25 protein-coding genes and 5 tRNA genes are annotated in these 24,129 nt (G+C 69.0%); 9 read left to right on the forward strand and 21 right to left on the reverse strand.

Annotation, left to right across the window (positions count from 1 at the left end):
- Nucleotides 1–58 precede the first annotated feature (58 nt).
- The 6 genes from secF to ruvC all read right to left on the reverse strand — a co-directional run bounded on the left by secF (nt 59) and on the right by ruvC (nt 6,001).
- Nucleotides 59–1,390: a protein translocase subunit SecF gene (gene secF, locus CX1_RS08730; RefSeq protein WP_082719256.1), complete on the reverse strand. Its 1,332-nt coding sequence runs from the start codon at nt 1,388–1,390 to the stop codon at nt 59–61.
- A 2-nt stretch (nt 1,391–1,392) separates the two neighbouring features.
- A complete protein-coding gene (gene secD / locus CX1_RS08735) occupies nt 1,393–3,273 on the reverse strand; it encodes a protein translocase subunit SecD (protein WP_060925542.1) in 1,881 nt (626 codons plus the stop codon).
- A 45-nt stretch (nt 3,274–3,318) separates the two neighbouring features.
- On the reverse strand, nt 3,319–3,681 hold the full coding sequence (gene yajC, locus CX1_RS08740; RefSeq protein ID WP_046649788.1) for a preprotein translocase subunit YajC: 363 nt from the start codon (nt 3,679–3,681) through the stop codon (nt 3,319–3,321).
- A 79-nt stretch (nt 3,682–3,760) separates the two neighbouring features.
- Complete coding sequence (gene ruvB, locus CX1_RS08745) at nt 3,761–4,810, reverse strand: Holliday junction branch migration DNA helicase RuvB (protein ID WP_046649789.1); 1,050 nt, start codon at nt 4,808–4,810, stop codon at nt 3,761–3,763.
- 49 nt (nt 4,811–4,859) lie between these two features.
- Nucleotides 4,860–5,495 carry a Holliday junction branch migration protein RuvA gene (ruvA, locus tag CX1_RS08750; RefSeq protein WP_060925543.1) on the reverse strand — a complete coding sequence of 212 codons (636 nt, stop codon included), beginning with the start codon at nt 5,493–5,495 and terminating at the stop codon, nt 4,860–4,862.
- Nucleotides 5,492–6,001, reverse strand: a complete 510-nt coding sequence (ruvC, locus tag CX1_RS08755; protein ID WP_046649848.1) for a crossover junction endodeoxyribonuclease RuvC — start codon at nt 5,999–6,001, stop codon at nt 5,492–5,494. The genes ruvA and ruvC overlap by 4 nt, the downstream gene beginning before the upstream one ends.
- A gap of 199 nt (nt 6,002–6,200) precedes the next feature.
- On the opposite strand from ruvC, the gene CX1_RS08760 reads away from it, so the two are divergent.
- Together CX1_RS08760 and CX1_RS08765 are read left to right on the forward strand one after the other, a co-directional pair.
- Nucleotides 6,201–6,662 (forward strand): DUF3817 domain-containing protein, encoded by a 462-nt coding sequence (locus CX1_RS08760; RefSeq protein ID WP_046649790.1) that lies wholly within the window; start codon nt 6,201–6,203, stop codon nt 6,660–6,662.
- Between the two features lie 5 nt (nt 6,663–6,667).
- Nucleotides 6,668–7,600: a phosphotransferase family protein gene (locus tag CX1_RS08765; RefSeq protein WP_060925544.1), complete on the forward strand. Its 933-nt coding sequence runs from the start codon at nt 6,668–6,670 to the stop codon at nt 7,598–7,600.
- A 14-nt stretch (nt 7,601–7,614) separates the two neighbouring features.
- Here CX1_RS08765 and CX1_RS08770 read toward each other — a convergent pair whose 3' ends face one another.
- The 14 genes from CX1_RS08770 to CX1_RS08835 all read right to left on the reverse strand — a co-directional run bounded on the left by CX1_RS08770 (nt 7,615) and on the right by CX1_RS08835 (nt 20,037).
- On the reverse strand, nt 7,615–8,376 hold the full coding sequence (locus CX1_RS08770; RefSeq protein ID WP_046649849.1) for a YebC/PmpR family DNA-binding transcriptional regulator: 762 nt from the start codon (nt 8,374–8,376) through the stop codon (nt 7,615–7,617).
- A gap of 149 nt (nt 8,377–8,525) precedes the next feature.
- Nucleotides 8,526–9,155: a pyridoxal 5'-phosphate synthase glutaminase subunit PdxT gene (gene pdxT / locus CX1_RS08775; RefSeq protein WP_046649792.1), complete on the reverse strand. Its 630-nt coding sequence runs from the start codon at nt 9,153–9,155 to the stop codon at nt 8,526–8,528.
- Complete coding sequence (locus tag CX1_RS08780) at nt 9,148–10,032, reverse strand: acyl-CoA thioesterase (protein ID WP_046649793.1); 885 nt, start codon at nt 10,030–10,032, stop codon at nt 9,148–9,150. Before CX1_RS08780 ends, pdxT begins: the two co-directional genes overlap by 8 nt.
- Nucleotides 10,033–10,138: 106 nt before the next feature.
- Nucleotides 10,139–11,041: a pyridoxal 5'-phosphate synthase lyase subunit PdxS gene (gene pdxS, locus CX1_RS08785; protein WP_082719257.1), complete on the reverse strand. Its 903-nt coding sequence runs from the start codon at nt 11,039–11,041 to the stop codon at nt 10,139–10,141.
- 140 nt (nt 11,042–11,181) lie between these two features.
- On the reverse strand, nt 11,182–11,685 hold the full coding sequence (locus CX1_RS08790; RefSeq protein ID WP_046649794.1) for a hypothetical protein: 504 nt from the start codon (nt 11,683–11,685) through the stop codon (nt 11,182–11,184).
- Nucleotides 11,682–12,821 (reverse strand): glycosyltransferase family 4 protein, encoded by a 1,140-nt coding sequence (locus CX1_RS08795; protein ID WP_046649795.1) that lies wholly within the window; start codon nt 12,819–12,821, stop codon nt 11,682–11,684. The genes CX1_RS08790 and CX1_RS08795 overlap by 4 nt, the downstream gene beginning before the upstream one ends.
- Nucleotide 12,822: 1 nt before the next feature.
- The gene (locus CX1_RS08800; RefSeq protein WP_046649796.1) at nt 12,823–13,746 is read right to left on the reverse strand and encodes a phosphatidylinositol mannoside acyltransferase; all 924 of its coding nucleotides are present in this window, start codon (nt 13,744–13,746) and stop codon (nt 12,823–12,825) included.
- Nucleotides 13,743–14,405, reverse strand: a complete 663-nt coding sequence (gene pgsA / locus CX1_RS08805; protein WP_046649797.1) for a phosphatidylinositol phosphate synthase — start codon at nt 14,403–14,405, stop codon at nt 13,743–13,745. The genes CX1_RS08800 and pgsA overlap by 4 nt, the downstream gene beginning before the upstream one ends.
- Nucleotides 14,406–14,456: 51 nt before the next feature.
- Nucleotides 14,457–15,014, reverse strand: coding sequence for an ATP adenylyltransferase (locus tag CX1_RS08810; protein ID WP_046649798.1), 558 nt, complete (start codon nt 15,012–15,014; stop codon nt 14,457–14,459).
- A 31-nt stretch (nt 15,015–15,045) separates the two neighbouring features.
- A complete protein-coding gene (thrS, locus tag CX1_RS08815) occupies nt 15,046–17,103 on the reverse strand; it encodes a threonine--tRNA ligase (RefSeq protein WP_060925545.1) in 2,058 nt (685 codons plus the stop codon).
- An 89-nt stretch (nt 17,104–17,192) separates the two neighbouring features.
- Nucleotides 17,193–18,422 (reverse strand): Dyp-type peroxidase, encoded by a 1,230-nt coding sequence (locus CX1_RS08820; protein ID WP_046649799.1) that lies wholly within the window; start codon nt 18,420–18,422, stop codon nt 17,193–17,195.
- A gap of 77 nt (nt 18,423–18,499) precedes the next feature.
- On the reverse strand, nt 18,500–19,111 hold the full coding sequence (locus CX1_RS08825) for a copper chaperone PCu(A)C (RefSeq protein ID WP_046649851.1): 612 nt from the start codon (nt 19,109–19,111) through the stop codon (nt 18,500–18,502).
- A 5-nt stretch (nt 19,112–19,116) separates the two neighbouring features.
- Nucleotides 19,117–19,665 (reverse strand): copper resistance CopC family protein, encoded by a 549-nt coding sequence (locus CX1_RS08830; protein WP_046649852.1) that lies wholly within the window; start codon nt 19,663–19,665, stop codon nt 19,117–19,119.
- A 297-nt stretch (nt 19,666–19,962) separates the two neighbouring features.
- Nucleotides 19,963–20,037: transfer RNA gene (locus CX1_RS08835), tRNA-Val, on the reverse strand.
- Nucleotides 20,038–20,420: 383 nt separating this feature from the next.
- Here CX1_RS08835 and CX1_RS08840 point away from each other — a divergent pair.
- The 4 genes from CX1_RS08840 to CX1_RS08855 all read left to right on the forward strand — a co-directional run bounded on the left by CX1_RS08840 (nt 20,421) and on the right by CX1_RS08855 (nt 20,834).
- Nucleotides 20,421–20,493 (forward strand) — tRNA-Gly (locus CX1_RS08840).
- Between the two features lie 68 nt (nt 20,494–20,561).
- Nucleotides 20,562–20,632: transfer RNA gene (locus tag CX1_RS08845), tRNA-Cys, on the forward strand.
- Between the two features lie 32 nt (nt 20,633–20,664).
- Nucleotides 20,665–20,739 (forward strand) — tRNA-Val (locus CX1_RS08850).
- Nucleotides 20,740–20,758: 19 nt separating this feature from the next.
- Nucleotides 20,759–20,834, forward strand: a tRNA-Gly gene (locus CX1_RS08855).
- Nucleotides 20,835–20,979: 145 nt separating this feature from the next.
- On the opposite strand, the gene CX1_RS08860 is transcribed toward CX1_RS08855, so the two are convergent.
- Nucleotides 20,980–21,492 (reverse strand): ferritin, encoded by a 513-nt coding sequence (locus CX1_RS08860; protein WP_046649800.1) that lies wholly within the window; start codon nt 21,490–21,492, stop codon nt 20,980–20,982.
- Nucleotides 21,493–21,610: 118 nt separating this feature from the next.
- Here CX1_RS08860 and CX1_RS08865 point away from each other — a divergent pair, with 118 nt between their 5' ends.
- Genes CX1_RS08865 through msrB form a run of 3 tightly spaced genes read left to right on the forward strand, consistent with a single transcriptional unit; the run spans nt 21,611 to nt 24,097 of the window.
- Nucleotides 21,611–22,303 carry a dihydrofolate reductase family protein gene (locus tag CX1_RS08865; protein WP_169793211.1) on the forward strand — a complete coding sequence of 231 codons (693 nt, stop codon included), beginning with the start codon at nt 21,611–21,613 and terminating at the stop codon, nt 22,301–22,303.
- 10 nt (nt 22,304–22,313) lie between these two features.
- Entirely contained in the window at nt 22,314–23,660 is a 1,347-nt protein-coding gene (locus CX1_RS08870; RefSeq protein WP_160298005.1) for a glycosyltransferase family 87 protein, read from the forward strand.
- Nucleotides 23,657–24,097, forward strand: coding sequence for a peptide-methionine (R)-S-oxide reductase MsrB (msrB, locus tag CX1_RS08875; protein WP_046649801.1), 441 nt, complete (start codon nt 23,657–23,659; stop codon nt 24,095–24,097). Before CX1_RS08870 ends, msrB begins: the two co-directional genes overlap by 4 nt.
- Nucleotides 24,098–24,129 lie beyond the last annotated feature (32 nt).

Consider the following 24,129-nt stretch of genomic DNA (forward strand, 5'->3'; position numbering starts at 1 on the left):
GCCCGCGCGGGAAGCCGGTGAGCTTCCCGCGCGGGCCGATGGACCGGGTGCGGGGCCGTCAGCGCCCCGGGCGCCAGGTGGACGGGCGGGCCTCGCCGGCCTCGCCGTCGCCGCCGTCGCCGCGCTTGGGCGCGATGTCGCCCGCCGCGGTGTTGCGCGTCGGAGGCGTCGGCGTCGCGATCGGGCGGCGCACCGGGGTCTTCGCCGGAGACGACCCGTCGGCCGTGGCGGCCTCCCCGTCGACGTCGTCAAGCGAACCGGTCCGACCGTCGCCGATATGGTCCCCGAACTCCGGGGCCGTGCCCGCCGCGCGGGCGTCGGCGACCTTGCGGTCGTGCTCGGCGTGGATCTTCTGGCGGCGCTTGAGCGACACCAGGAACGACGCGGCCAGGAAAATCGACGAAAACGTGCCCTGGATGATGCCGATGACCTGCACCAGCGCCAGATCCTTCAGGGTCCCCACGCCCAGCATGCCGACGGCGATGACCATCAGCGCGATGATCGGCAGCAGCGACGACACCGTGGTGTTGATCGAGCGCATGATCGTCTGGTTCACCGCCAGGTTGACCTGCTCGGCGTAGGTGCGGCGCGTGGAATTGCGGAAGCCGGCGGTGTTCTCGCGGACCTTGTCGAAGACGACGACGGTGTCGTACAGCGAGAACGACAGCACCGTCAGCAGGCCGATGACGGTCGCGGGGGTGACCTCGAAACCGACCAGCGAGTAAATGCCGGCGATGACCACGCCGTCGACCACCAGCGCGGCGATCGCGGCGATGGCCATGTCGCGCTCGAAGCTGAACGCAATGTAGGCGAACACCAGCGCCAGGAACACCGCCATGGCAAGGATCATGCGTTCGGTGACCGCGCCGCCCCACGACTCGGAGACCGTGGAATCGCCGATGGCGTCCGGCGTCGACTCGCCGGAGGCGTCGACCGGCTGGAACTCCTCGTAGAGCGCCATGCGGGCGTCGTTGATGGTGTCCTCGCCGAGTCGCTCGGAGGTGATCTCCAGGACGCGGGCGTCGCCGGCGCCGATGATCTGCACCAGGTCCGGGGTGACTCCGGTGGCCTCCTCGAAGACCTCCTCCGCCTGCTCCTCGGTGACGTTGGCCGGCGGCATGGTCATGCGGGTGCCGCCCTCGAAGTCGATGCCCAGGGTGAAGCCCCGGAAGACCATCGCGCCGATGCACACCAGCAGGGCCACGGCCGTCACCCAGTACCAGGTGCGGCGCTTGCCGATGACGTCGATGCCGCCCGAACCCGTGTACAGGCGCGTGAAGAACCCGCGCTCGGCCACGGTCGCGTCGCGCTCGTCGACCGCGATGGCCGAGGACGAGGTGGCGGGCGCGGTGGTGTCGGGGGCGGTGATGTTGTCTCGGTTATCCGTCATGGCTACTTCGCCTCCTGGAGCTCGGTGCGGGCCTTGCCCGCTTTACGACGGTTGGCGCCCCGGTCGGACGCCAGCTTCATCACCGAGCCGAAACCGTTCATGGACGGCTTCGCCAGCGACGGGTACTTGCGCGTCGCCAGGATCACCAGCGGCGCGGTGACCAGGAAGGCGGTGACGATGTCGAAGACCGTCGACAGGCCCAGGGTGAACGCGAAGCCGCGGACGTCGCCGACGGCCAGCACGTAGAGCACCACGGCGGCGATGATGGACACGAAGTTGCCGGACAGGATCGTGCGCTTGGCGTTGCGCCACGCGTGCGGCACCGCCGAGCGGAACGTCCTGCCGATGCGCAGCTCGTCCTTGATGCGCTCGAAGAAGACGATGAACGAGTCGGCCGTGGTGCCGATGGAGATGATGATGCCGGCGATGCCGGCCAGATCCAGCGAGTAGCCGATCCAACGGCCCAGCAGGACCAGGACGCCGTAGATCATCGCGCCCGCAGCGGCCATCGAGATGATGGAGATCGCGCCGAGGCCGCGGTAGAGCGCCAGGGCGTAGAGCACGATGAGGCCGATGCCGACCAAGCCGGCGATGACGCCGGCGGACAGCGACGCCGAACCCATCGTCGCGGGGATCGTCGTGGCCGTGCCGCCGGGCTCGCCGTCCTCGCCGGCGAAGCTCAGCGGCAGCGCGCCGTACCGCAAGTTGTTCGCCAGCGTCTGGGCCTCCTCGATGGAGAAGTCGCCCGTGATGCGGGTCGCCTGGCCGACGGGGGTGGGATCCTGGATCACCGGGGCGGAGATGACCTCGGAGTCCAGGACGATGGCCACCTGTCGCTGCAGGTAATCCGTGGTCAGCTGGGTCCAGGTGCGGGCGCCGGCGTCGTTGTTGCCGGACTTGAAGCTGAAGGAGACCTGCACCTCGCCGGACTGCTGGTCGTAGCCGCCGTTGATGGGGGCATCCGTGTCGATGTCGTCGCCCGACAGGCGCTTGCCGTTGACCTCGTCGGTCTCGCCGACGAGCAGCGGGGCCGGGTCGAGGGTCAGCGTGGCGCCCGGGGTGTTCGGGTCGCAGGTGACCAGGGGCTTGGACGGGTCATCGGCGCCGGCCAGGGGGTCGGCGGCCTCGGGATCGTCGCAGCGCATGAGTCCCTGGGCCGCGAACTGCGTCGTCGGGTCGTCCGACTGGCGGGACTCCAGGAGGACGGCGCGCACCGCTTCGCGCTGCTCCGCGGCCTCCACCGAGTTCGAGGGCTCCTCCGGTGCGGCTTCGATGACCTTTCCGGGTTCCCCGACCTCGAACTGGAGCTCCGAGGGAATGGGCTGATCCGGGTTCTGCTCCTCGAACATGGTCCGGGTCCGCTCGAGGTCGGCGCCGAGGGACTCGTGCAGCTGCTCGAGGCCTTCGTTGGCTTCCTCGGGAGTGATCAGGCCGACGGAGACCCACTTGTTGGCCATGTCGAGGGTGGCGTCGGTCAGCGCGGCGGGATCCGGTGCCCCCGGCTCCGCAACGGGGCGGAAGAACAGCTGGGAGGTCTGGCCCAGGGCGCGGGCCTCCTGCGAGTCTTCGCCGGGGACGGTGATCACCAGCGTGTCGCCGTCGGCGACGACCTGGGCGCCGGTGACGCCCATGCCGTTGACGCGGTTTTCGAGGATGCGGCGCGCCTGGTCGAGCTGGTCCTGCGTCGGCTTCTCGCCCTGCGGGACGAGGGTGACGCGGGTGCCGCCCTGCAGATCGATGCCGAGCTTCGGCGTGGCCTCGCGGTTGCCGGTGAAGAACACCAGCACGTAGGTCAGCACGAGCAGGGCGACGAACAGCAGCAGCGACCACTGCGGCCATTTCGCGCGGAAACCGCGGTTGGCTCCGCGGGATGAGCTTGCCAAGGGGAACTCCTGGGGGTGCGGTGTGTGCGGGCTCGGGCCGGTCGTTTAGGAGGTCGCGGCGTCGTCGCCGGCGGCCTTGGGCTCCGGGGCGGCCTGAGGGGCGGTCTGGGAGTTGGGCTGCGCGGAGGCGGACTGCGCGGCGGCGGCCTCCTCTTCGGAGACGTTGCGGACGATGGCGGCGCGCTCCCAGCGGGTCACGATGCCCTCGGCGATCTCGAGATCGACGGTCTTCTCGTCCACGGCGACGACGATGCCGTGCTGCCCGGAGCCCGTGAGGACCTCGGCGCCGACGGCGAGGCGAGCCTGCATGTCGCGGATCTGGCGCAGCTGCTTGTTCTGCCGGAACGTCGTCCAGATGGGCAGCGCCAGCAGAACGACCATGAGAATGAGGAGAAGAATCGGGTCCATGGGCGGAGAGTCTAACGGTTGAGCCTTCCGGCGCAGTGCACCCCGTGCCCCTTGGGACCTTCTGAGACCTTCGTCACCCTCAACGCAGGCCGATGGCCCCTTCCGGCGGCTCCAACCCGAGATGGCGCCAGGCGGTGGTCGTGGCGACGCGGCCGCGGGAGGTTCGCGCGATCATGCCCGCGCGCACCAGATAGGGCTCGCAGACTTCCTCGACGGTCCCGGGCTCCTCGCCGACGGCCAGCGCCAGCGAGTTGACGCCCACCGGTCCCCCGCCGTGGCCGCGGACCAGGGCGTCGAGCACCGCCCGATCGAGACGGTCCAGCCCGAGTTCATCGACGTCGAAGACCAGAAGGGCCGCACGGGCCGCGCCGATGTCGATGACGCCGCCGGCGTGGACGTCGGCGAAATCCCTCACGCGGCGCAGCAGCCGGTTGGCGATGCGGGGCGTGCCGCGGGACCGCGAGGCGATTTCGACCGCGGCGTCGGCGCTGACCTCGACGCCCAGGATGCCGGCGGCGCGGGTGACCACCTTCGTCAGATCGGGGACGTCGTAGAACTCCATCTGCGCGGTGAAGCCGAAGCGGTCGCGCAGCGGGCCGGTGAGCATTCCCGACCGGGTAGTCGCGGCGACGAGCGTGAACGGCGGGATCTCCAACGGAATCGACGTGGCGCCCGGCCCCTTGCCGACGATGACGTCGATGCGGAAGTCCTCCATGGCCATGTACAGCATTTCCTCGGCCGGCCGGGCGATGCGGTGGATCTCGTCGATGAAGAGCACGTCGCCCTCCATCAGGTTCGACAGCATCGCCGCCAGATCGCCCGCCCGCTCCAGGGCGGGGCCCGACGTCATGCGCAGCGAAGTGCCGAGCTCTTGGGCGATGATCATGGCCATGGTCGTCTTGCCCAGGCCGGGCGGCCCCGACAGGAGGATGTGGTCGGGCGTCACTCCCCTGCCGCGCGCGCCGCCGAGCACCAGCTCCAGCTGGCTGCGGACCTTAGGCTGGCCGATGAACTCGTCCAGCGACTTCGGGCGCAGGCTGACTTCGGCGTCCTGCTCGGCCGACTGCACGCGCGCGTCGACGTCACGCGGCCCGGTCAAGTTGAATTCGGTGCGCTCCACATCAGACATGATCCGTCATCCTATTCCCGCCATTGCCGTCACTAGGTCGCACACGCGGTCAGCCGCCGAGCGCCTTCAGCGACGCGCGCAGCGCCGCCGACGTATCCAGTGACGGATCCGCCGCCAGCACCTCGTCGACCGCCGCAGCCGCCTCCTGCTCACGGAAGCCCAGCCCCGTCAGCGCCCCGACGACCTGGTCGACGTCCGCCGCCGGCCCCTTGGCCCCGGCACCCGGGCGCACGGCCCCATCTCCCGTGCCCGCACCGTCGGCCGATGCCGCGGGCGGTGCCGCGAAGACCGCGACCTTGTCCTTGAGCTCGACCAGCATGCGGTCGGCCATCCGCTTGCCGACGCCGCTGGCGGTCTGCAACCGCTTTCCGTCGCCCGCGGTCACCGCGGCCGCCACGTCCGCGGGGTCGAGCACCTGCAGCACCGCCATGGCCAGGCGCGGGCCCAGCCCGGACACCGTCTGCAACAGGTCGAACATGTCGCGCTCGGACGGCGACGCGAACCCGTACAACGTCATGGCGTCCTCGCGGACCACCAGCGTGGTCAACAGGAACCCTTCTTCCCCGCGGGTCAGCGTCCCCGCGGTCTTGGCGGTGACGGTGACCAGATGGCCCACCCCTGCACACTCGACGACGACGTGGGCCGCGCCCATGTCGATGACGGTGCCTCGCACCGATGCGATCATCGCAATGCCTCCTTCGCGCGGGCCAGCAACGGCGCGCGCCAGCAATGGCAGATGGCCAACGCCAGGGCGTCGGCCGCGTCCGCGGGTTTCGGGGGCTCGGACAGCCCGAGGATCCGGGTGACCATGGTGGTCATCTGGGCCTTGTCGGCGCGGCCGTTGCCGGTCAGCGCCTTCTTGACCTCTGACGGCGTGTACATGTGCACCGGCAGTCCCCGCCGGGCCGCCGCGAGCATGAGCACGCCCACCGCGTGCGCGGTGTTCATGACCGTGGAGACGTTGCCGCGCTCGAAGATGCGCTCGATGGCCACCACGTCGGGTTCGTACCGGTCCATCCATTCCTCGGCGGCGTTGGACAGGCGCAGGAGCCGATCCGGCAACTCCGCGTCGGCCGGCGTTCGCGCGACGCCAACGGCAATCGGCGTCACCGCCCGCCCACGGCCGCCCTCGGCGATGGACAGACCGCACCGGGTCAAGCCCGGATCGATGCCCATGACCCGAATCGACATCGCGCGCCCCACCGTGTCCTTCCAGCCGTCGTACGCGGGCACCATCTCCGGCACCCCTTCCGGCCACCATTCTTACCACATCATCCGAACAGATGTGCGCCCGGCACTGGACCGGCGGCCGAAACCCGGGGGCAATCGAAAGTCGGGCGGCGGGACCCGCTTTGGCCCCGGCCCGGGTCACGCCGTAATTTCTTCCACCATGGACACACCCAAGAGCCTGTACCGGAAGCTGGCCCTCGCGGAGATGGTCACCTGGACCATCCTCATCATCGGCCTCGTTCTCAAGTACGCCGCCGACATGCCCATCGCCACCCGCATCGGCGGTTCGATCCACGGCTTCGTGTTCCTCTCCTACGCCGCCGTCACGATTCTCGTGTGGATCAACCAGCGCTGGTCCTTCGGCCGCGGCATCCTGGGGCTGGGCTCGGCCGTCATCCCCTACATGACCGTGCCCTTCGAGCGCGCCACCGAGCGCGCCGGCAAGCTCGACGGCCCGTGGCGCTTCCGCGACACCGACGAGGCCCCGCGTACCCTGCCGGAGAAGGTCCTCGCGCCGATCGTCAAGCGCCCCCTGGCCGCCGGCGTGGTCATCCTCATCGCCGTCGCGGTGGTCTTCTCGCTGCTGCTCCAGGCCGGCCCGCCCACCGAGTGGTTCGCCTGACCCGCGTGACGGCCCCCGCAGCCGGCCCGGATGTCCTCGGCACCGTCCGATCCGCATTCCCCGGCCTGGCCTGGGACCGCGCCGACTTCCCCGACCAGGGCCTCGACCATCACGTCGCGGTCCTGCTCGGGGTGTCCGGCATGCCCGGGGACGGGCGATCGGATGACTCCGAGCCGATCGTCGCCCGGTTGGCCACGGCCACGGGCGTTGTCGGCCGCGCCGACGTCGAGGCCCGCGTCCTCGGCGCGGTCGACGGCACCGCGCCGGCGCTGGTCCCCGTTGCGTTCGCCACCGACGGCGACAGCCTCACGCTGGCCCGGCACGTGCCCGGCGTCCCGCTCTCCGATGACGTGTGGGCCTCGCTTGACGACGGCCGGCGTTCCCGCGCAGCGGCGCACCTCGCCGGAACGCTCGACGCCGTGCACGGCCTCGGCGCCGACGATCCGAGCATCGCCGGAGTGGGGCCCTCATGGTTCCCGGTCAAGCACTCGAAGTTGACGGCGGCCGTCGACAAGCATCTTCTGCCGGTCCTCGACCGGCGCGAGGCCGAGGGCGTGCGCACGATCATGGCGCAGGCGGAGGACGTGTTCATCCGCGAGCCCGCCACGCCCCACCTCATCCACGGCGACCTGCACGAAACGCATCTGCGGTGGGACGGCCGCGCCGACGGCGGAAAGCTCGGCGTCATCGATTTCTCCGACATGACGCTGGCCGATCCCGCCATCGACGTCGCCCATCTGGCGGGCATCTCCCCCGAACTGCACGCACGGGTGGTCGCCGATCTCGCGTCGGCCGACCGGGACCTGGAACGGCGCGCGGCAGTCTATTCACGCTGGGACGCGGTGTTCCTGCTGGCCGACCATGTGGTCACCGGAAGGACCCCGGAAACGACTGCGCGCGCCCTGTTCGGGCGCGCGCTGGAGTCGCTGCGGGGTTAGTGCCTCGGGGACGGTCAGGCGTCGAGTTCCGCCAGCACCTCGTCGGAGATGTCCGCGTTGGAGTAGACGTTCTGCACGTCGTCGGAGTCCTCCAGGGCGTCGACCAGGCGCAGGAACTTCTTCGCGCCGTCGGCGTCGAGGGCGACCTCGGTGCCCGCGCGGTAGTCCTGATCGGCGGAGTCGTACTCGATCTCCGCGTCCTTCAGGGCCGTGCGCACCGCCATCAGATCGGTGAAGGCGCTGACGACCTCGAAGTTCTCGCCGAGATCGTTGACCTCCTCCGCGCCAGCGTCGAGCACGGCCATGAGCAGATCATCCTCGGTCAACTCCGACTCGCCGCCCTTGGGCACCACGACGACGCCCTTGCGCTCGAACATGTACGACACCGAACCGGAATCGCCCATGTTGCCGTTCTGCTTGTTGAACGCCGAGCGCACGTCCGACGCCGCGCGATTGCGGTTGTCCGTCAGGCACTCCACGATGACGGCGACGCCGCCCGGGGCGTAGCCCTCGTAGACGATGGTCTCCCAGTCCGAGCCGCCGGCTTCCTCGCCGGAACCGCGCTTGCGGGCGCGCTCGATGTTGTCGTTGGGGACCGAGGCCTTCTTGGCCTTGCGGATCATGTCGTCCAGCGTCGGGTTGGCCGAGGGATCTCCACCGCCGGTGCGCGCCGCGACCTCGATGTTCTTGATCAGCTTGGCAAATTCCTTGCCGCGCTTGGCATCGTTGGCCGCCTTCTTGTGCTTGGTGGTCGCCCACTTGGAATGGCCCGCCATCTGCTGGTCCAAACTCCCTTTTGTCTCGAGGATGCCGGCGCCCCTCGACCGGGGCTAACCGGTCCGCCGGACCAATTCCGGCGGTCGTGGCGATTATACAGGCCCCGTCATACGGGCACGGTGCGCGCGGCCTTTCAGCCCGCGTCGGGTCAGTCCACGTCGAGGCCCGCGCACTCCCGGAGGAACAACCGGTGCACGCGCACGTCCCCGTCGACCTCGGGATGGAAGCTAGCCGCCATGACCGCGCCATCGCGCACGGCGACGATCGCACCGGCCGCGGGGCCCTCCGGCACCGTCGCCAGCACCTCCACGCCGTCGCCGACCGACTCGACCCACGGGGCGCGGATGAACGTCGCGGGAACGGGGCCGTCGATGCCGGCGAAGGCCAGGTCCGTCTCGAAGGAATCGACCTGGCGACCGAAGGCGTTGCGCCGCACGGTGGCGTCCAGGGCGCCCAACTGCACCGCATCGTCGCGGGTGTCCAGCACCGTCGACGCCAGAAGAATCATCCCGGCGCAGGTGCCGAAAGCGGGCAGTCCCGCGCGCAGGGCGTCGGAAAGCAGCTCGAGCAGCCCGTTGAACCGCATGAGCTTCGACATCGTCGTCGATTCGCCGCCCGGCAGGATCAGGGCGGACAGGCCTTCGAGATGCTCCGGAAGGCGGACCTTGCGATGGGCGACGCCGAGCTCGTCGAGCACTCGCTCATGTTCGATCACGCCGCCCTGCAACGCCAGGACACCGACGACGGGGCCGCCGGCGGGGAGGTCCCGGTCAGTCAATGTTCTCTCCCAGCTTCGCCGTCGACGCGGGCGTGAACGGCACGGGATCGACGACGCCCGGTGGGAGATCGCGGGTCAGGCCCTCCTGGGTCACCACGGCCACCAGATCACCGGAACGGTTGAAGATCCGGCCGTGGGTCAGTGCGCGGCCGGCGTGCGCCGACGGCGACACCTGGTCGTACAACAGCCACTCGTCGGCGCGGAACGGGCGCAGGAACCACATGGCGTGATCCAGGCTCGCCTCCTGGATCTTCGCGCCCGGGTGCGGCACCTTCGCCGACGACAGCAGCGTCATGTCCGACATGTACGCCAGCGTGGACACGTGGAACGTCTCGTCGTCGGGCAGGCGCTCCTTCGCCCGGAACCACACCACCTGCTGCGAGGGCGTGTACGGGTTCTTCTCGTACCGCTCCCCCGGAACGACGCGGATGTCCCAGTCCGACCACTCCTCGAACAGCAGACGGCGGGCGCGCGGCATCGTCGAGGTGTCGACGACGACGTCCTCGGGATCCGGCACCACGCGCATCGTGTCCGAATGCTCGATGCCGGTGTCGCCGCGCACGTGGAAGCTGGACTGCATCATGAAGATCGTCCGGCCGTCCTGGATGGCGCGGACGTGCCGGTGGCAGAACGACCGGCCGTCGCGGATCCGGTCGACCATGTAGATCGTCGGGATGTGCGGCCGGCCCGGGCCGACGAAATACGCGTGCAGCGAATGCACCCTGAAATCGTTGTCCACCGTCCGCGTCGCCGCCGCCAGCGCCTGCCCGGCGACCTGGCCGCCGAAGGTGCGCTGCAGCACAGATTCGATGACGGGGCCCCGGTAGATGTCGCGGTCGATGCGTTCCAGGTCGAGCACTTCGCGGATGTCAGGCATGTGTTCCAGTATCGCGCATCGCGTCACGCCGCGCGCAGCAGCCCCCGGCACCGCTGCCGGTGCCGGGGGCCGAGATGATGACCGCGGCAAACGCCGCCGCCCGCTGCTACCAGCCGCGCTCCGCGAGCCGGTGCGGCTGCGGGATCTCGTCGACGTTGATGCCGACCATCGCCTCGCCCAGGCCACGGGAGACGTCGGCGATCACCTTGGGGTCGTCGTAATGCTGGGTGGCCTGCACGATGGCCTTCGCACGCTCCGACGGGTTGCCCGACTTGAAGATGCCCGAGCCGACGAAGACGCCCTCGGCGCCGAGCTGCATCATCATGGCGGCGTCGGCCGGGGTGGCGATGCCGCCGGCGGTGAACAGCACCACCGGCAGCTTGCCCTTCTCGGCGACCTCGCGGACGAGCTCGTAGGGGGCCTGCAGCTCCTTGGCCGCGACGTAGAGCTCGTCGGGGGCCATCGACGCCAGGCGGTTGATCTCGGCGCGGATCGTGCGCATGTGCGTCACCGCGTTGGACACGTCGCCGGTGCCGGCCTCGCCCTTGGAGCGAATCATCGCCGCGCCCTCATTGATGCGGCGCAGGGCCTCGCCCAGGTTCGTGGCGCCGCAGACGAACGGCACGGTGAACTCGAACTTGTCGATGTGGTTGGCGTAATCCGCCGGGGTGAGGACCTCCGACTCGTCGATGAAGTCGACGCCCAGGGACTCGAGGACCTGCGCCTCGACGAAGTGGCCGATGCGGGCCTTGGCCATCACCGGGATGGAGACGGCCTCGATGATGCCCTGGATCATGTCCGGGTCCGACATGCGGGACACGCCGCCCTCGGCGCGGATGTCGGCGGGCACGCGCTCGAGCGCCATGACGGCGGTGGCGCCGGCGTCTTCGGCGATCTTCGCCTGCTCGGGGGTGACGACGTCCATGATGACGCCGCCCTTCAGCATTTCGGCGAAACCGCGCTTGACGCGGGCGGTGCCGTGGCTGGTGTTGTTGTCGGAGGTGGTCAACGAAACCTGCTTTCTGGAGGTTCTATCCGGTGTTCGCTCCGGGAACCCGTGCGGCGCGGCAATGGCGTCGCCGGTCATCCCGGTAGGTGCCAACTATAGACCTGCCATAGACCAATCCGTCTATCGCCCCTGGACGATGTTCAAGGTCGCGGCGGGGCCTCGACGGACACGTCGAAATACTCCGGGACCGGTGCGGTCCCCGCCAGCCGCAGACCCCGCACGAGCGGCCGCATCCGCAGCAGGCGCGTGTCGGTCACGGCGTCGTTGTAGAAGCGCCGCGCCAGCTCCACCCGGGTCGTCGCATCGTGGAGCTCGATGGCCAGGGCCGGCTCAGGCGGACGCGACTCGATGGCCGCGGCGAGCTTCGCCCCCAGCGAGTTCTCCGCGTCGGCCCGGGCATGCGGGTCGGCGGCGGTCAGACGCAGCGACTCAGCCCCGGCGATGTCGGCGCCGAGCTCCGGGTATGCGGCGCGCGCGACGGCACCGCGCCTGCCCAGCGCCGCCTCCAGCGAGGTGCGGGCAAGGTCCGTGCGCACGTGCATCCGGTTCAGACGGGTGGCGGTGGCCGAGGCCAACAACGCCGCGACCAGCACGACGACGGCCAGGACGGCGAGCAGGACCACCCACCAGGGCACGAGGATCACGAGACCACCACCTTTTCCCCGTCCATGCGGACGGTGTCGTAGACCTGGAGCACGCGGTCGGCGATCGTCGACCAGTCGAACTCCCACGCCCGATCATGCCCGGAGGCCACCAGGGACGCGCGGCGGTCGTCGTCGGAAAGCAAGGCAATGGCGGTGCGCGCGAGATCCGCGGAATCGCCGTTGCGGAAATGCTCGCCGAAACGGCCGTCGTCGAGGACCAGGCGGAACGCGTCGAGGTCGGAGGAAATCACCGCAGCGCCGGCCGCCATGGCCTCCACCAGCACGATGCCGAAGCTCTCGCCGCCGCGCTGCGGGGCGATGTAGGCGTCCGCGGACTTCAGCGCGGCCGCCTTGGCCTCCTCGGAAACCCGGCCGGTGAAGCGCAGCACGTCGGCGTGCTCGCCGGCTCGGCGCACCGCCTGGGCGTGATCGCCGTCACCGATGACCAGGATCTCCAGCTGCGGGAACACACGGCGGATGGCGGGCACGGCGTCGAGCAGCACGGGCAGGCCCTTGCGGGGCTCGTCGAAACGGCCGAGGAACACCAGCCGCTTGAAACCGGGCGCGGGCGCACCGATCTCCGGCACGTCGGCGGCGTCGGGTGCTGCGGCATACTCCGCGACGCGCACGCCGTTGGGGATGAGCACAGGGTCGCCGCCGAGCTGCTCGACCTGCCAGCGCCGCGCCACCTCCGACACGGCGATGCCGCCGCGGATGCGCTCCAGCATCGGCCGCAGCAGGGGCGTGGCCAGCTTCAGCGCCAGCGACTGCGTCGCCGCCGAGTGGTACGTGGCCACGATGGGGCCCACCGCGGCGCGCACGGCGAGCATGGAGTAGCTCGGCGAATTCGGCTCGTGGATGTGCAGCACGTCGAAGTTGCCGTCGGCGATCCAGCGCCGGACCTTCCGCGCCGTCACGGGGCCGAACGCCAGCCGCGCCACCGACCCGTTGTACGGGATCGGGATCGCGCGCCCGCCGCGCTCGACGAATTCGGGTACCTCGGCGGCCGGGCCGGCCGGACCGATCAGGCTGACCTCGTGGCCGCGCGACCGGAACTCCTCGCACAGGTCGATCGCGTGCGCCTGCACGCCGCCGGGCACGTCGAAGGAATACGGGCAGACCATTCCGATGCGCATGTCAGGACTCCCCCGCTTCGCGTGCTTTGCGACGCCGCCGTTCTTCCTTGTCCGCCGTCCACAACGGCTGCAGCATGTGCCAGTCCGCGGGGTGGGCGGCGATGTCGGACTCCATGAGCGCCGCCGAATCCTGCACGATGTCGGCGATCTCGCGTCCCTCGGCGGGGATGCGCGGGTGGACCTTCAGGCCCCATTCGTCGCCGTCGAACCACAGGCCCGCCACGTGCAGCGCGGCACCGGTGTCGCGGGCGAGCTGGGCTGCGCCGATGGGCATGACGGTCTTTTCGCCGAAGAAGTCCACTTCGGCTCCGCGCCCGCCGAAATCGCGTTCGCCTACCAGCGCGATGACGCCGCCGGATTCGAGCTTGGCGCGCAGGCCCGCCATCGGCGGCTCTCCCCCGGTCAGCGGCAGGATCTCGAAGCCCAGGCTTTCCCGGAACTCCACGAAGGCGTCGTAAAGCTCCTCGGGGCGCAGGCGCTCGGCCACCGTGGTGAAGCCACCGAAGCGGCGCGCGGCCCACATCCCCGCCATGTCCCAATTGCCGGAGTGGGTCACCAGCAGGATGATGCCGTCACCGGCGGCGGCGGATTCCTCGAGCAGGTCACGGCCGCGGATCATGCCCTCGATGCGCTGCGCCAGCTCGGGGCCGGCGATCGCGGGCAGACGGAATGCCTCCACCCAGTACCGCAGGTAACTGCGCATCGAGGCCTTGACCAGTGCGTCCGGGACGTCCTCCGGTGCCAGTCCCGTCACGCGCGCGAGGTTGCGGCGCAGCTGCGCCGGGCCGCGGCCATCTGCGGAGAAGCGGTCGGCCGCCTTCTTCGCGGCCCACAGCACGGGCCGTTCGGGAAGCTTGCCCACGACCTTCCACCCGGCCAGGTACCCCAGCGCTGCGAGGTCCTCTCGGGACCGGGGGAACCTCATGCGGTCTCCCCGGCCGGGTGATCCTCGGCGCCGGCGGGCGGGGCGATGGGATCGCCGGCGCCGGGGCCGCGGCCGACCATGACCAGCCGCTGGACGACGGTGATCGTGGAGCCGACTGCAAGCGCCCACAAGCCGATCTCCACCGCGTAGGGCACGCCCAGCCCCTGCAGGCCGATGCCGACCAAGGCGAGGATGAGGCGCTCGGGGCGCTCCACCAGGCCGCCGTTGACGGTGAAACCGGACGCCTCGGCGCGGGCCTTGACGTACGACGTCACCTGGCCCGCGACCAGGCAGATCAACGTGGCCACGATGAGGTGGCCGGGTGCGCCATGCGAATGGAACACCCACCACAGGATCGCGCCGAAGAGCGCGCCATCGGTGATGCGGTCGCAGCTGGCGTCGAGCACCGCGCCGAAGCGGGTGCCGCCGCCGCGCAACCGCGCCATGGTGCCGTCGAGCAAGTCGAACGCGGCGAACAGGCCCGTGAGCACCGCCGCGGCGAACAGGTGCCCGGTCGGGATGAGCGTCACCGAAATCGCGATGGCGGCGACCGTGCCGAATACGGTCATCGCATTCGGCGAGACCCCCATCGAGTTCAGCGCGCGGGCGATCGGCTCGACGACGGGCGCGATGGGCCTGCGGCCGTGGGCGCTGAGCATCCGGGTCCTCTCGGGTTGTCGTTCGCGGTGGTGATGGTGGTGGCGGTCGCGTTACCAGGCGTCCGCGAGCAGGGCGCGGGTGTCCCGCAGCATCTGCGGCAGCACCTTCACGCCGTCGATGACGGTCATGAAGTTCGCGTCGCCGGACCAGCGGGGCACCACGTGCATGTGCAGATGCTCCCCCACCGAACCGCCGGACGCGCGCCCGAGGTTGAACCCGACGTTGAGCGCATGCGGCCGCGACACCTTCTTCAGCGTGCGGATCGCCCGCTGCCCGAAGGCCATCAGCTCCGTCATCTCCTCGTCGGTGAGGTCCTCCAGGTTCGCGACCTGGCGGTACGGCACGACCATGAGATGCCCGGCATTGTACGGGTAGAGGTTGAGCACGCAGTAGACCAGCTCACCGCGCGCCACGATCAACGCGTCCTCGTCGGACCGCGACGGCAACTCGACGAACGGGTTGCGGGAACCGCCCGTGGTTGACGACGAGTCGGTGGCCTCGTGCCCCGCGTCATCCTTCGCGGCGCCGTTGTCCGCGATGTAGTGCATGCGGTACGGCGCCCACAGGCGCTCGAGGCGGTCGGGTTCGCCGGCGCCGCGATCGATCATCGCGTCGTCGGCGGCCCCTGCCGCCTCCCGGTCAGCGTCGCGAAGCAACGTTGTCACCGTTGGGCTGGTCGTTGTTGCGCTCCGCGACCCAGGCCGAGATGAGGTCGGCGGCTTCGGCGACCGGCACGCCGTTGATCTGCGAGCCGTCGAGGAACCGGAACGACACGGCGCCGGCCTCCACGTCGCGGGCACCGGCGAGCACCATGAACGGCACCTTCGCCTGCGTGTGGTTGCGGATCTTCTTCTGCATGCGGTCGTCGGAGACGTCGACGTGGGCGCGCAGGCCCCGCGACTTGAGCTCCTTGGCGAACGCGTCGAGGTGCGGGATGCAGTCGTCGGCGACGGGGATGCCCACGACCTGCTCCGGGGCCAGCCACGCCGGGAACGCGCCGGCGTAGTGCTCCAGCAGAACGCCGAAGAAGCGCTCGATGGAGCCGAACAGCGCGCGGTGGATCATGATCGGGCGCTTCTTCGTGCCGTCCGAAGCCGTGTACTCCAGGTTCATGCGCTCGGGCATGTTGAAGTCGAGCTGGACCGTCGACATCTGCCAGGTGCGGCCGATTGCGTCGCGGGCCTGGACCGAGATCTTCGGGCCGTAGAACGCCGCCCCGCCCGGATCCGGGACCAGTTCCAGGCCGGAGGCGTCGGCGACGCGCTGCAGGATCGCGGTGGAGCGCTCCCAGATCTCGTCGGTGCCCACGAACTTCTTTTCGTCCTTGGTGGACAGCTCCAGGTAGAAGTCGTCCAGGCCGTAGTCCTTCAGCAGCGAGATGATGAAGTCCAGCACGTCCGTCAGCTCCGACTCGAGCTGCTCGTCGGTGCAGTAGATGTGCGCGTCGTCCTGCGTGAAACCGCGGGCGCGGGTCAGGCCGTGGACGACGCCCGACTTCTCGTAGCGGTAGACCGTGCCGAACTCGAACATGCGGATCGGCAGCTCGCGGTATGAACGGCCGCGCGACCCGAACACCAGGTTGTGCATCGGGCAGTTCATCGGCTTGACGTAGTAGTCCTGCGGCTGTTTGGTGCAGTTGCCGTCGGCGTCGTACTCGCCGTCGAGCTGCATCGGCGGGAACATGCCGTCCTTGTAGAAGCCAAGGTGGCCGGACTGCTCGAACAGATCGCCCTTGGTCACGTGCGGGGTGTTGACGAAGTCGTAGCCGGCCTCGAGGTGACGGCGGCGCGAATGCTGCTCCATCTCGTTGCGGATGATGCCGCCCTTGACGTGGAACACCGGCAGGCCGGAGCCGATCTCGTCGGGGAAGCTGAACAGGTCCAGCTCGGAACCCAGGCGGCGGTGATCGCGCTTCTCGGCCTCCAGCAGCATGTCCAGGTAGGCGTCCATGGACTCCTTGGACTCCCACGCGGTGCCGTAGATGCGCTGCAGGCCGGCGTTGGACTGGTCGCCGCGCCAGTAGGCCGCGGAAGAACGGGTCAGCGTGAACGCCGGGATGTACCGGGTGGTGGGCACATGCGGGCCGCGGCACAGGTCGAACCACTCCGTCTCACCGGTGCGCGGGTTGACGTTGCGGTAGCCGGTCAGCTCGGCGCCGCCCACGTCGACGGTGGCGTCCTCGTTGGCGTCGATGTCGCCCGAGGACTTGTCGGCGATGAGCTCCAGCTTGTACGGCTCGGCCGCCAGCTGCTCGGAGGCGTCGGCCGGGGACTCGAACACGAAGCGCTCGAACTTCTGGCCCGACTTGATGATCTTCTTCATGCGCTTTTCGATGCGCTTGAGATCCTCCGGGGTGAACGGCTCCGCGACGTCGAAGTCGTAGTAGAAGCCGCCGTCGATGGCCGGGCCGATGCCCAGCTTCGTGCCGGGGAACTCCGCCTGGACGGCCTGCGCCAGCACGTGGGTGGTCGAGTGGCGGATGACCCCGCGGCCGTCTTCGGTGTTCGCGGCGACGGGCTCGACGGTCTCGTCGGCGTCCGGAACGTAGGACAGGTCTCGCAGGTCACCCCGGGGGTCGCGGACGCAGACGATGGCGTCCGGGCCCTTGTTCGGGTAACCCAGTTCACGCATGGCGGCGCCGGCGGCGACCCCTGCGGGAACGGTGAACGGGGCGGGGATGGTGATGGCTTCGGACACGGCGGGCGTGTGCTCCTTCTCGGATCAGGGCGGGTGTCGCATACCTGGCGACCCCCGCGGACCCCACAACCTTAGCGCCCCGGACGGGCTCAGTCCTCCAGGAGGTCCTGGGCCCAGTACTCGTCGCCCGTGGTGCCGCGCGGCATGACGAAAACGGCGGATCCGATGTGGAAAATCCACTCGTTGAGGCGGTCGGCCTCCGCGAGGCGCTTCTGGATGGGGTCGAACTGCTCCAACGGGTTCTTCTGGTAGCAGATGAACACCAGGCCCGTATTGGACGTGAACCGCCCGTCCGGCTCCGGCGGCAGGTCGTAGTTGTAGACGCGGCGCAGGATCTGCTGGTTCGGGTACTCCTTAGGCGGCATGGACCGCGCGACGTGGCTGTTGCGGTCGATGACCGGCAGGCCGTACTCGTCGGTGGCGTCGAGGTCGACCGGGTCGAACTCGTTTTCCTTGCCCAGCGGAGCACCCGTGTCCAGCGTGCGGCCGGCGACTTCTTCCCGGCTCGGGCGGTCGAGGATGTCCCAGCCGTCGATGTCCATCTCGATGCGGCGCACCACCATCGCCGAACCGCCCCGCAGCCAATCGGGCCCGGAGTCGATCCAGACGATGCGGTTGAAGTCGCCTTCTTCCCGCGGATTGACGGTGCCATCGAGCTGACCGAAGCGGTTGCGCGGGGTGGCGGTGGGCTCCTTGGCGCCGCGAGCGTTGAGGAAACCCATCTGCACCCAACGGACATCGAGGTACGGCGCGCCGTTCTTGATCATGAACCGCGCGGCATGGGACAGCATCAGCGGATCATCGCAGCAGATCTGCAGGCACAGGTCGCCGTCGTTCCACTCGTCGCGAAGCTCGTCGGTGGAATACTCCGGCAGCGGATCCAGCCACTCCGGCTTCTCGTCCTCGCGGTCGGCGGCGGTGAAGAAACCCGGGCCGAGCCCGACCGTGAAGGTCAGGTTCGCCGGGGCCTCGTACATCTCCGGTTCGAGGTCGGTGCGCGGCGCCTCGCCCTTCGACATGCGCCGGGCATCCTGGGTCCACACCCGCATGAGCCCCCGCAGCCGGGCCCGGTCGACGTCTTCTTTGACGTCGAACGCGATCAACCACAGATTGGCCTGCGACGGAGTCGCGATGCCCGCCTGGTGCTCGCCGTCGAATTCGACGACCTGCGTCTGCAACGGCGGCAGTTCGGGCTCGTCGGGCTCACGCTCGAGTCCGATGGCGGCGGCCTCGCCGGCGGCCGCGATGCTCAACGCGCCGGCACCGGCACCCGCCCCGAGTCCCGTGAGGAATCGGCGGCGGGACAGGTTGCTGCTCATGTGGGTGGTGCTCCTCTATCGAAGATGTGGGTTCGTGCGCTCCGGGCGTTGCCCGGGAAGGCCGCGCGCGGGTGGAACTAGTGGCCCGCGTGCTCGTCGTCGACGCCGGCGTCCGGATCGGCGTGGCCCGGAGCCGACAGCTCGCCGTCCTCGCCGTAGTCCTCCTCGCCGGCGGGCTGGACGCGGACCTCGATTTCCTGGGTCAGGGTCGAACCGTCGGAGAAGTCGAGCACGATGGTGTACTGCTGGCCGGGTTCCATCGCCTCGTCATTGTCCATGATCATCAGGTGCGCGCCGCCCGGGGCCAGTTCGAACTCGCCGCCGGCCGGGATGGTGTGGCCGCCCTCGATCTTGAACATCTTGCCGTCTTCGGTGGCGTGCTGCTCGAACGTCGTGCCCTCCTTCAGCCCCTCGACGGTGAAGCCGGTGAGATCGATGTCCTCGTCGGTGTTGTTCTTCAGCACGCCGAAGATGCCGGTCATGCCCTTGTCGGCAGGCTTCTCCTTGATGTAGGCCTCCTCGAACGTCACGGCGGCCGACGACTCGGCCTCCGTGCCATCCGCGGCGGTGGTGGTGGCGGCCGACGACGCGGTGGCGTCCGTGGACGCATCGGTCGAGCAGCCGGCCAACACGAGGGCGATGGCGGCGGAGCCGGCGACGACGGCGGTGGCGGTGCGGTTGAGCTTCATGGTGATCAAGCTGCCTTTCGGTTGATGACGGCCACTGCGGCGACCACGGCGAGGATGACGGCCAACAGGCCGCCTCCGGCAACCCACGCCCAGGTGGGAACGCCGTCGTCCTCTTCGAGTTCCGCCCCTCCCCTTGCGTCGACCTGGTGGTCGCCGACGGAGAAGGACAGTTTGCCGCGGGTGGAATGCCCGTCGGACGAGGTGATCTGGAACCCGACGATGTAGGAGCCGGGACCCGGGTCCACCGATTCGGGAACGTCGAAGGAAATGACCTGGTCCTGGAGTTCCGGCTGCTGGGTGATCAGCACTTCCTTCGTGTCGGCGTCACTGATGGCGACGGTGTTGAAGGAATCCCGCGGGACGCCCGAGAAGGTCATCTCGATGCGGCGGGGAAATTCGTCCAGGTTCTGGCCGTCGGCCGGGACGGAGGCGATCACCGAGTCATGCGCGTGTGCGACCGGGGCGGTGCCGGCCCCGTTCAGTGCGGGCGCGAACGCCAGCCCCGTCGCGAGCGTTGCGGCGACGGCCGCTCGCCCGATGAATCCCTTGCGCATGTTCACGTGCCATTTCCTCCATGCCCGGCGCTTCGCCGAACTCGATAGCGGATTACGCGGGCCGGACGCCTCGCGTTCGACCCATCGGACTAGTCGGGGCAACACGTCGATTGGTTCCCGTGATGAATGGGCACACCCCGCCGAATACCCCCGAGTGTACCCGGGTCCTGCGTTAACTTGACTCACCGGGGCGGTGATTCACGCAACTCGGTTCCCGCGATGCTCCAGGGTCGAACCCCGATTCCCCCGGACTCCGGACATGCGAAAAAGCCGCCGGAGGGTGACCTCCGGCGGCGTTGGTAGTCCCAACTGGGTTCGAACCAGCGACCTTTCCGGTGTGAACGGAACGCTCTTCCGCTGAGCTATGGGACTGCATGTAGCGGGGTTGCTCCCGCTTACGGGTGATTAAGTTAGCACGGCTTTCGCGACGCCGCCTAATCGCATGTTCACCGGCAGTTCACCGCGCTCCACCAACCCAACACGGCTCCGCCACGCCAGCCCTCGTGCCCCCCTTGCATCCGACCGTCCGGACACGCCCCGACCCACCGGTCGCCGCCCCTCTTCCCATCAATCGTTTGCTTTTCGACGGCCCGGCGGAAACCCCGTCCCGCCGAAAGGCCGCGGCGCCGCCCTCCGAACACAGCCGAAACTGCTTACATGCTGGGGATTTGTGCATGTTCGGCGAATCCCGCTATTGTTCTTCTCGCACCGCAAGCGGGGCACGGGAAACCGGGCAAGCGCAACGGCAATGCAGTGCGGATGTAGCGCAGCTGGTAGCGCATCACCTTGCCAAGGTGAGGGTCGCGGGTTCGAGTCCCGTCATCCGCTCGGATTTTCTCCGGAGAGACACCATCTGGTATAACTTCTGAGTGAATCACAAGAGGCGGCAACGCCACGGTGGAATGGCCGAGTGGTGAGGCAACGGCCTGCAAAGCCGTGCACACGGGTTCGATTCCCGTTTCCACCTCGCATCAAATTGCATAAGCAGTTTCTGCACAAGCGCGTTTAGCTCAGCGGGAGAGCGCTTCCCTGACACGGAAGAGGTCACTGGTTCGATCCCAGTATCGCGCACCAAGGCACCTTGGTGCCTCAAGCGGATGTAGCGCAGCTGGTAGCGCATCACCTTGCCAAGGTGAGGGTCGCGGGTTCGAGTCCCGTCATCCGCTCCACTCCCCGCCGGATCTTCGGATCCGGCGGGTTTTTTCTTTCCGGGGGTCCGATTGCCGGCCCGTCATGAAAAACAGCGGCCCATGAATACGGCGGAACCCGCCACCGCGTCGGTCATGCGGTGGCGGGTTCGTCGTCAAGCATCAATCACGCCTTGGAGTCGAGCTCCTCCTGGCGGGCACCCAGCTCCTCGTCGATGCGCAGCAGGCCGTGGCCGTCGGCGCCGATGAGCTCGATGCGGCCGATGATGTTGCGGACGGTGTCCTCTTCCTCGATCTGCTCGTTGATGAAGAAGTCGAGCAGCGGGCGGGAATCGACGTCGCGTTCGTCGGCGGCGAGGTTCCACAGATCGCGGATCGACGCGGAGACCTTCTCCTCGTGCTCGAGAGCGATGCGGAAGGCGTCGATGGCCTTCTCCACCTTCACCTCGGGAGCGGCGACGGCACCGAGCTGGGCGTGGTTGTCGCGGGCGGCGAGGTGGTCGATGAACTTCTCGGCGTGGACGATCTCTTCCTCGGACTGGGCGCGCATCCACTGCGCCATGCCCCCGAGGTCGAGGCGGTCGAGTTCGATGGCCAGCTGGCGGTAGACCGCCGAGGCCTGCATTTCCATGGTGACCTGGTCGTTGAAGGCCTTTTCGAGCTTATCGTTGAGTCGCATGCCGCAAGGATATGCGGATACCGATAAATTCGACAAGGATCATTCGGCTTCCCTGAACAGGGTCGCCTGCCCTCGGCCGCATGGCATGTTCGGCCCCGCGTGCATAGGCTCGGCGACCATGATCCGCTTCGAGGAAATGGACGGCGCGGACGACGGCGGCGCCTTCGTCCCCCCGCTCGACGGGGTCACCGCCATCGCGGTGACGTCCATGGACGGCCGCGCCACCGTCGACGGAGTGTCCGGCGGCCTGGGCAACCCGTCGGACGCGGCCCTGCTGCAGGCGGTGCGCCGGGCGTCGGACCTCATCCTCGTCGGCGCCGGCACCGTTCGCGCCGAAGATTACGGCCCGGCGGCGACGCCGACCCGCCTGGCCGTGCTCAGCCGTTCTCTGGACCTCGACCCGGAATCGCGCCTGTTCTCCGACCCGACCCATCCGCCGATCATCATCGGCGGTGCGGCCGCCGCGCCGGAGCGCCGCGCGGCACTGGCCGCCGCCGGGGCGGAGCTGATCGATTTGGGGGACACCGGCCCGGTCCCCGTTCTCGACGCCGTGCGGCGCCTCGGTTTCCGACGCATCACCGTCGAAGGTGGCCCGCGCGTCTACCGGGATTTCCTTGCCGCCGATGCCGTGGACCGGGTCTTCCTGACGCTGGCGCCGATGATCGTGGGCGCCGGGTCGGCGACGTTCGGCAACGACGTCCGTGACGTCCACGACAACCGCACGACCACGCCGCTCGGGTTCCACGCCGATGCCGCGGCCTTCTCCGACTCGCACGTTTTTGTCCGCTATTCCCGGTTGCGCACCGGGTAGCTTCAGACGGGTGACTACCTCCCCGACGACGCTCGACGGTGCCCGCACGCGGCGCATGGCGGCCATGATGCTGTGGCCCCTCGCGATCCTGCTGATCATCCACCGCGCGTGGTCGCTGCCCCACCAGGTCGGCGCCACCGACGATTTCACCACCGTCTGGCGCGCACTGGTCCGCTTCGGGGACGGCAACCCCGTGTACACCGCGAACTACGCGCACGTGGACCCGCATTACCTCTACTCCCCCGGCGGCTCGCTCGCGCTGCAGCCGGTGACGTGGCTCGGTGATTACGAAACCGCCCGCATGTGGTTCATTTTCGCGCAGGCCGCGGGCATCATCGCCGCGGTCGTCCTGCTGCTGAAGTTTGTGGGCGTCTCGCCGCGCAGTTGGATCGTGCCGCTGGTTTTGTCGCTGGGGTTCCTCACCGAATCGGTGACCAGCACGCTGCGCTTCGCCAACGTCAACGGCACGCTGCTGCTGGCGCAGGTGCTGTTCATCATCTTCCTGCTGAGGGACCGCCGCATCCTGGCGGGTCTGATCCTCGGCCTGGCCATCACGGTCAAGCCGATCGTCGCGCCACTGCTCTTCCTCGCGTTCGTGCGCAAGGACTGGTCGACCATTCTCACCGCCGTCGCGGTGCCCGTCGCCTTCAACATCGTTGCATGGCCGATGGCCGCCGACCCGATGGCCTACATCGAGCGCACCATGCCGTACCTGGGCGAGGTCCGTCTTCACGCCAACGCGTCGATTTCCGGCGAGCTGATCTACTTCGGGGCGCCCGATCTGCTGGTGAAGCTGTGGCTGATCGTCTTCGCGGTGCCCGTTATCCTGTCACTGGTGCTGCTGCTGCGCTGGCAGTGGCGCGACGAAACGTTCTGGGCCCTGACGACGTCGGGCGTGCTCATGACGGGCGTGCTGCTGCTGGGTTCGCTGGGCCAGCAGTATTACTCGCTGCTGCTGTTCCCGACCATCATCGGGGCGTTCCACGCCTTCGGCGGCCGCCGCGACGCGCAGGGCGATCCGACTCGGTCGGTCGTCGCGAACTGGCCGGCGGGCCTGGCCATCGCACTGTTCTACTTCAGCCTCAACTGGTTCATGGACGACTACGCCGTGGGGTCGCAGCTCTGGATCCAGGTCATGGCCTGGATCGGGTGGATGCTGTTCTGCCTGACCATGTTCGGCGCGCTGCTGAAATGGACCATCGAGGAACACGGTGCGGGCTACGACTGGCTGGGCCGCAAGCACGCCGCAGCCTTCTTCGGGCCCGGTTCGGGAACACTCGGCACCGCTTCCGGCGTTGCACGGGGTGAACGCCGCGCAACCGAGGCGGACACCCGAAAGAACAGGACGAACGCATGACGGACGATTCCCGCACCACCGATCCCGCCGCCGACTGGAACCTCACCGACGAGCAGTGGCGCGCGCGCCTGAGCCCCGAAGAGTTCCGCGTGCTGCGCATGGCCGGCACCGAGGCACCCTTCGTCGGCGAGTACACCGACACCGAAGCGGAAGGCGTCTACTCCTGCCGCGCCTGCGGAGCCGAGCTGTTCCGGTCCTCGGAGAAGTTCCACTCCCATTGCGGCTGGCCGTCGTTCTTCTCCCCGCTGGCCGGCGACGCCGTCATCGAGCGCGTCGACGATTCCCTGGGCATGCGCCGCACCGAGATCCTCTGCGCCCGCTGCGAGTCCCACCTGGGCCACGTCTTCACGGGCGAGGGATACCCCACCCCGACCGACCAGCGCTACTGCATCAACTCGATTTGCCTGACGCTGGAGGAAAAGCCGGTCGCGCAGTAGCTTCTCGGTCGACGGCTTTTCGCTCGACGGCT

It is taken from the genome of Corynebacterium xerosis NBRC 16721 = ATCC 373, from assembly GCF_001552415.1.
Lineage (GTDB): Bacteria > Actinomycetota > Actinomycetes > Mycobacteriales > Mycobacteriaceae > Corynebacterium > Corynebacterium xerosis.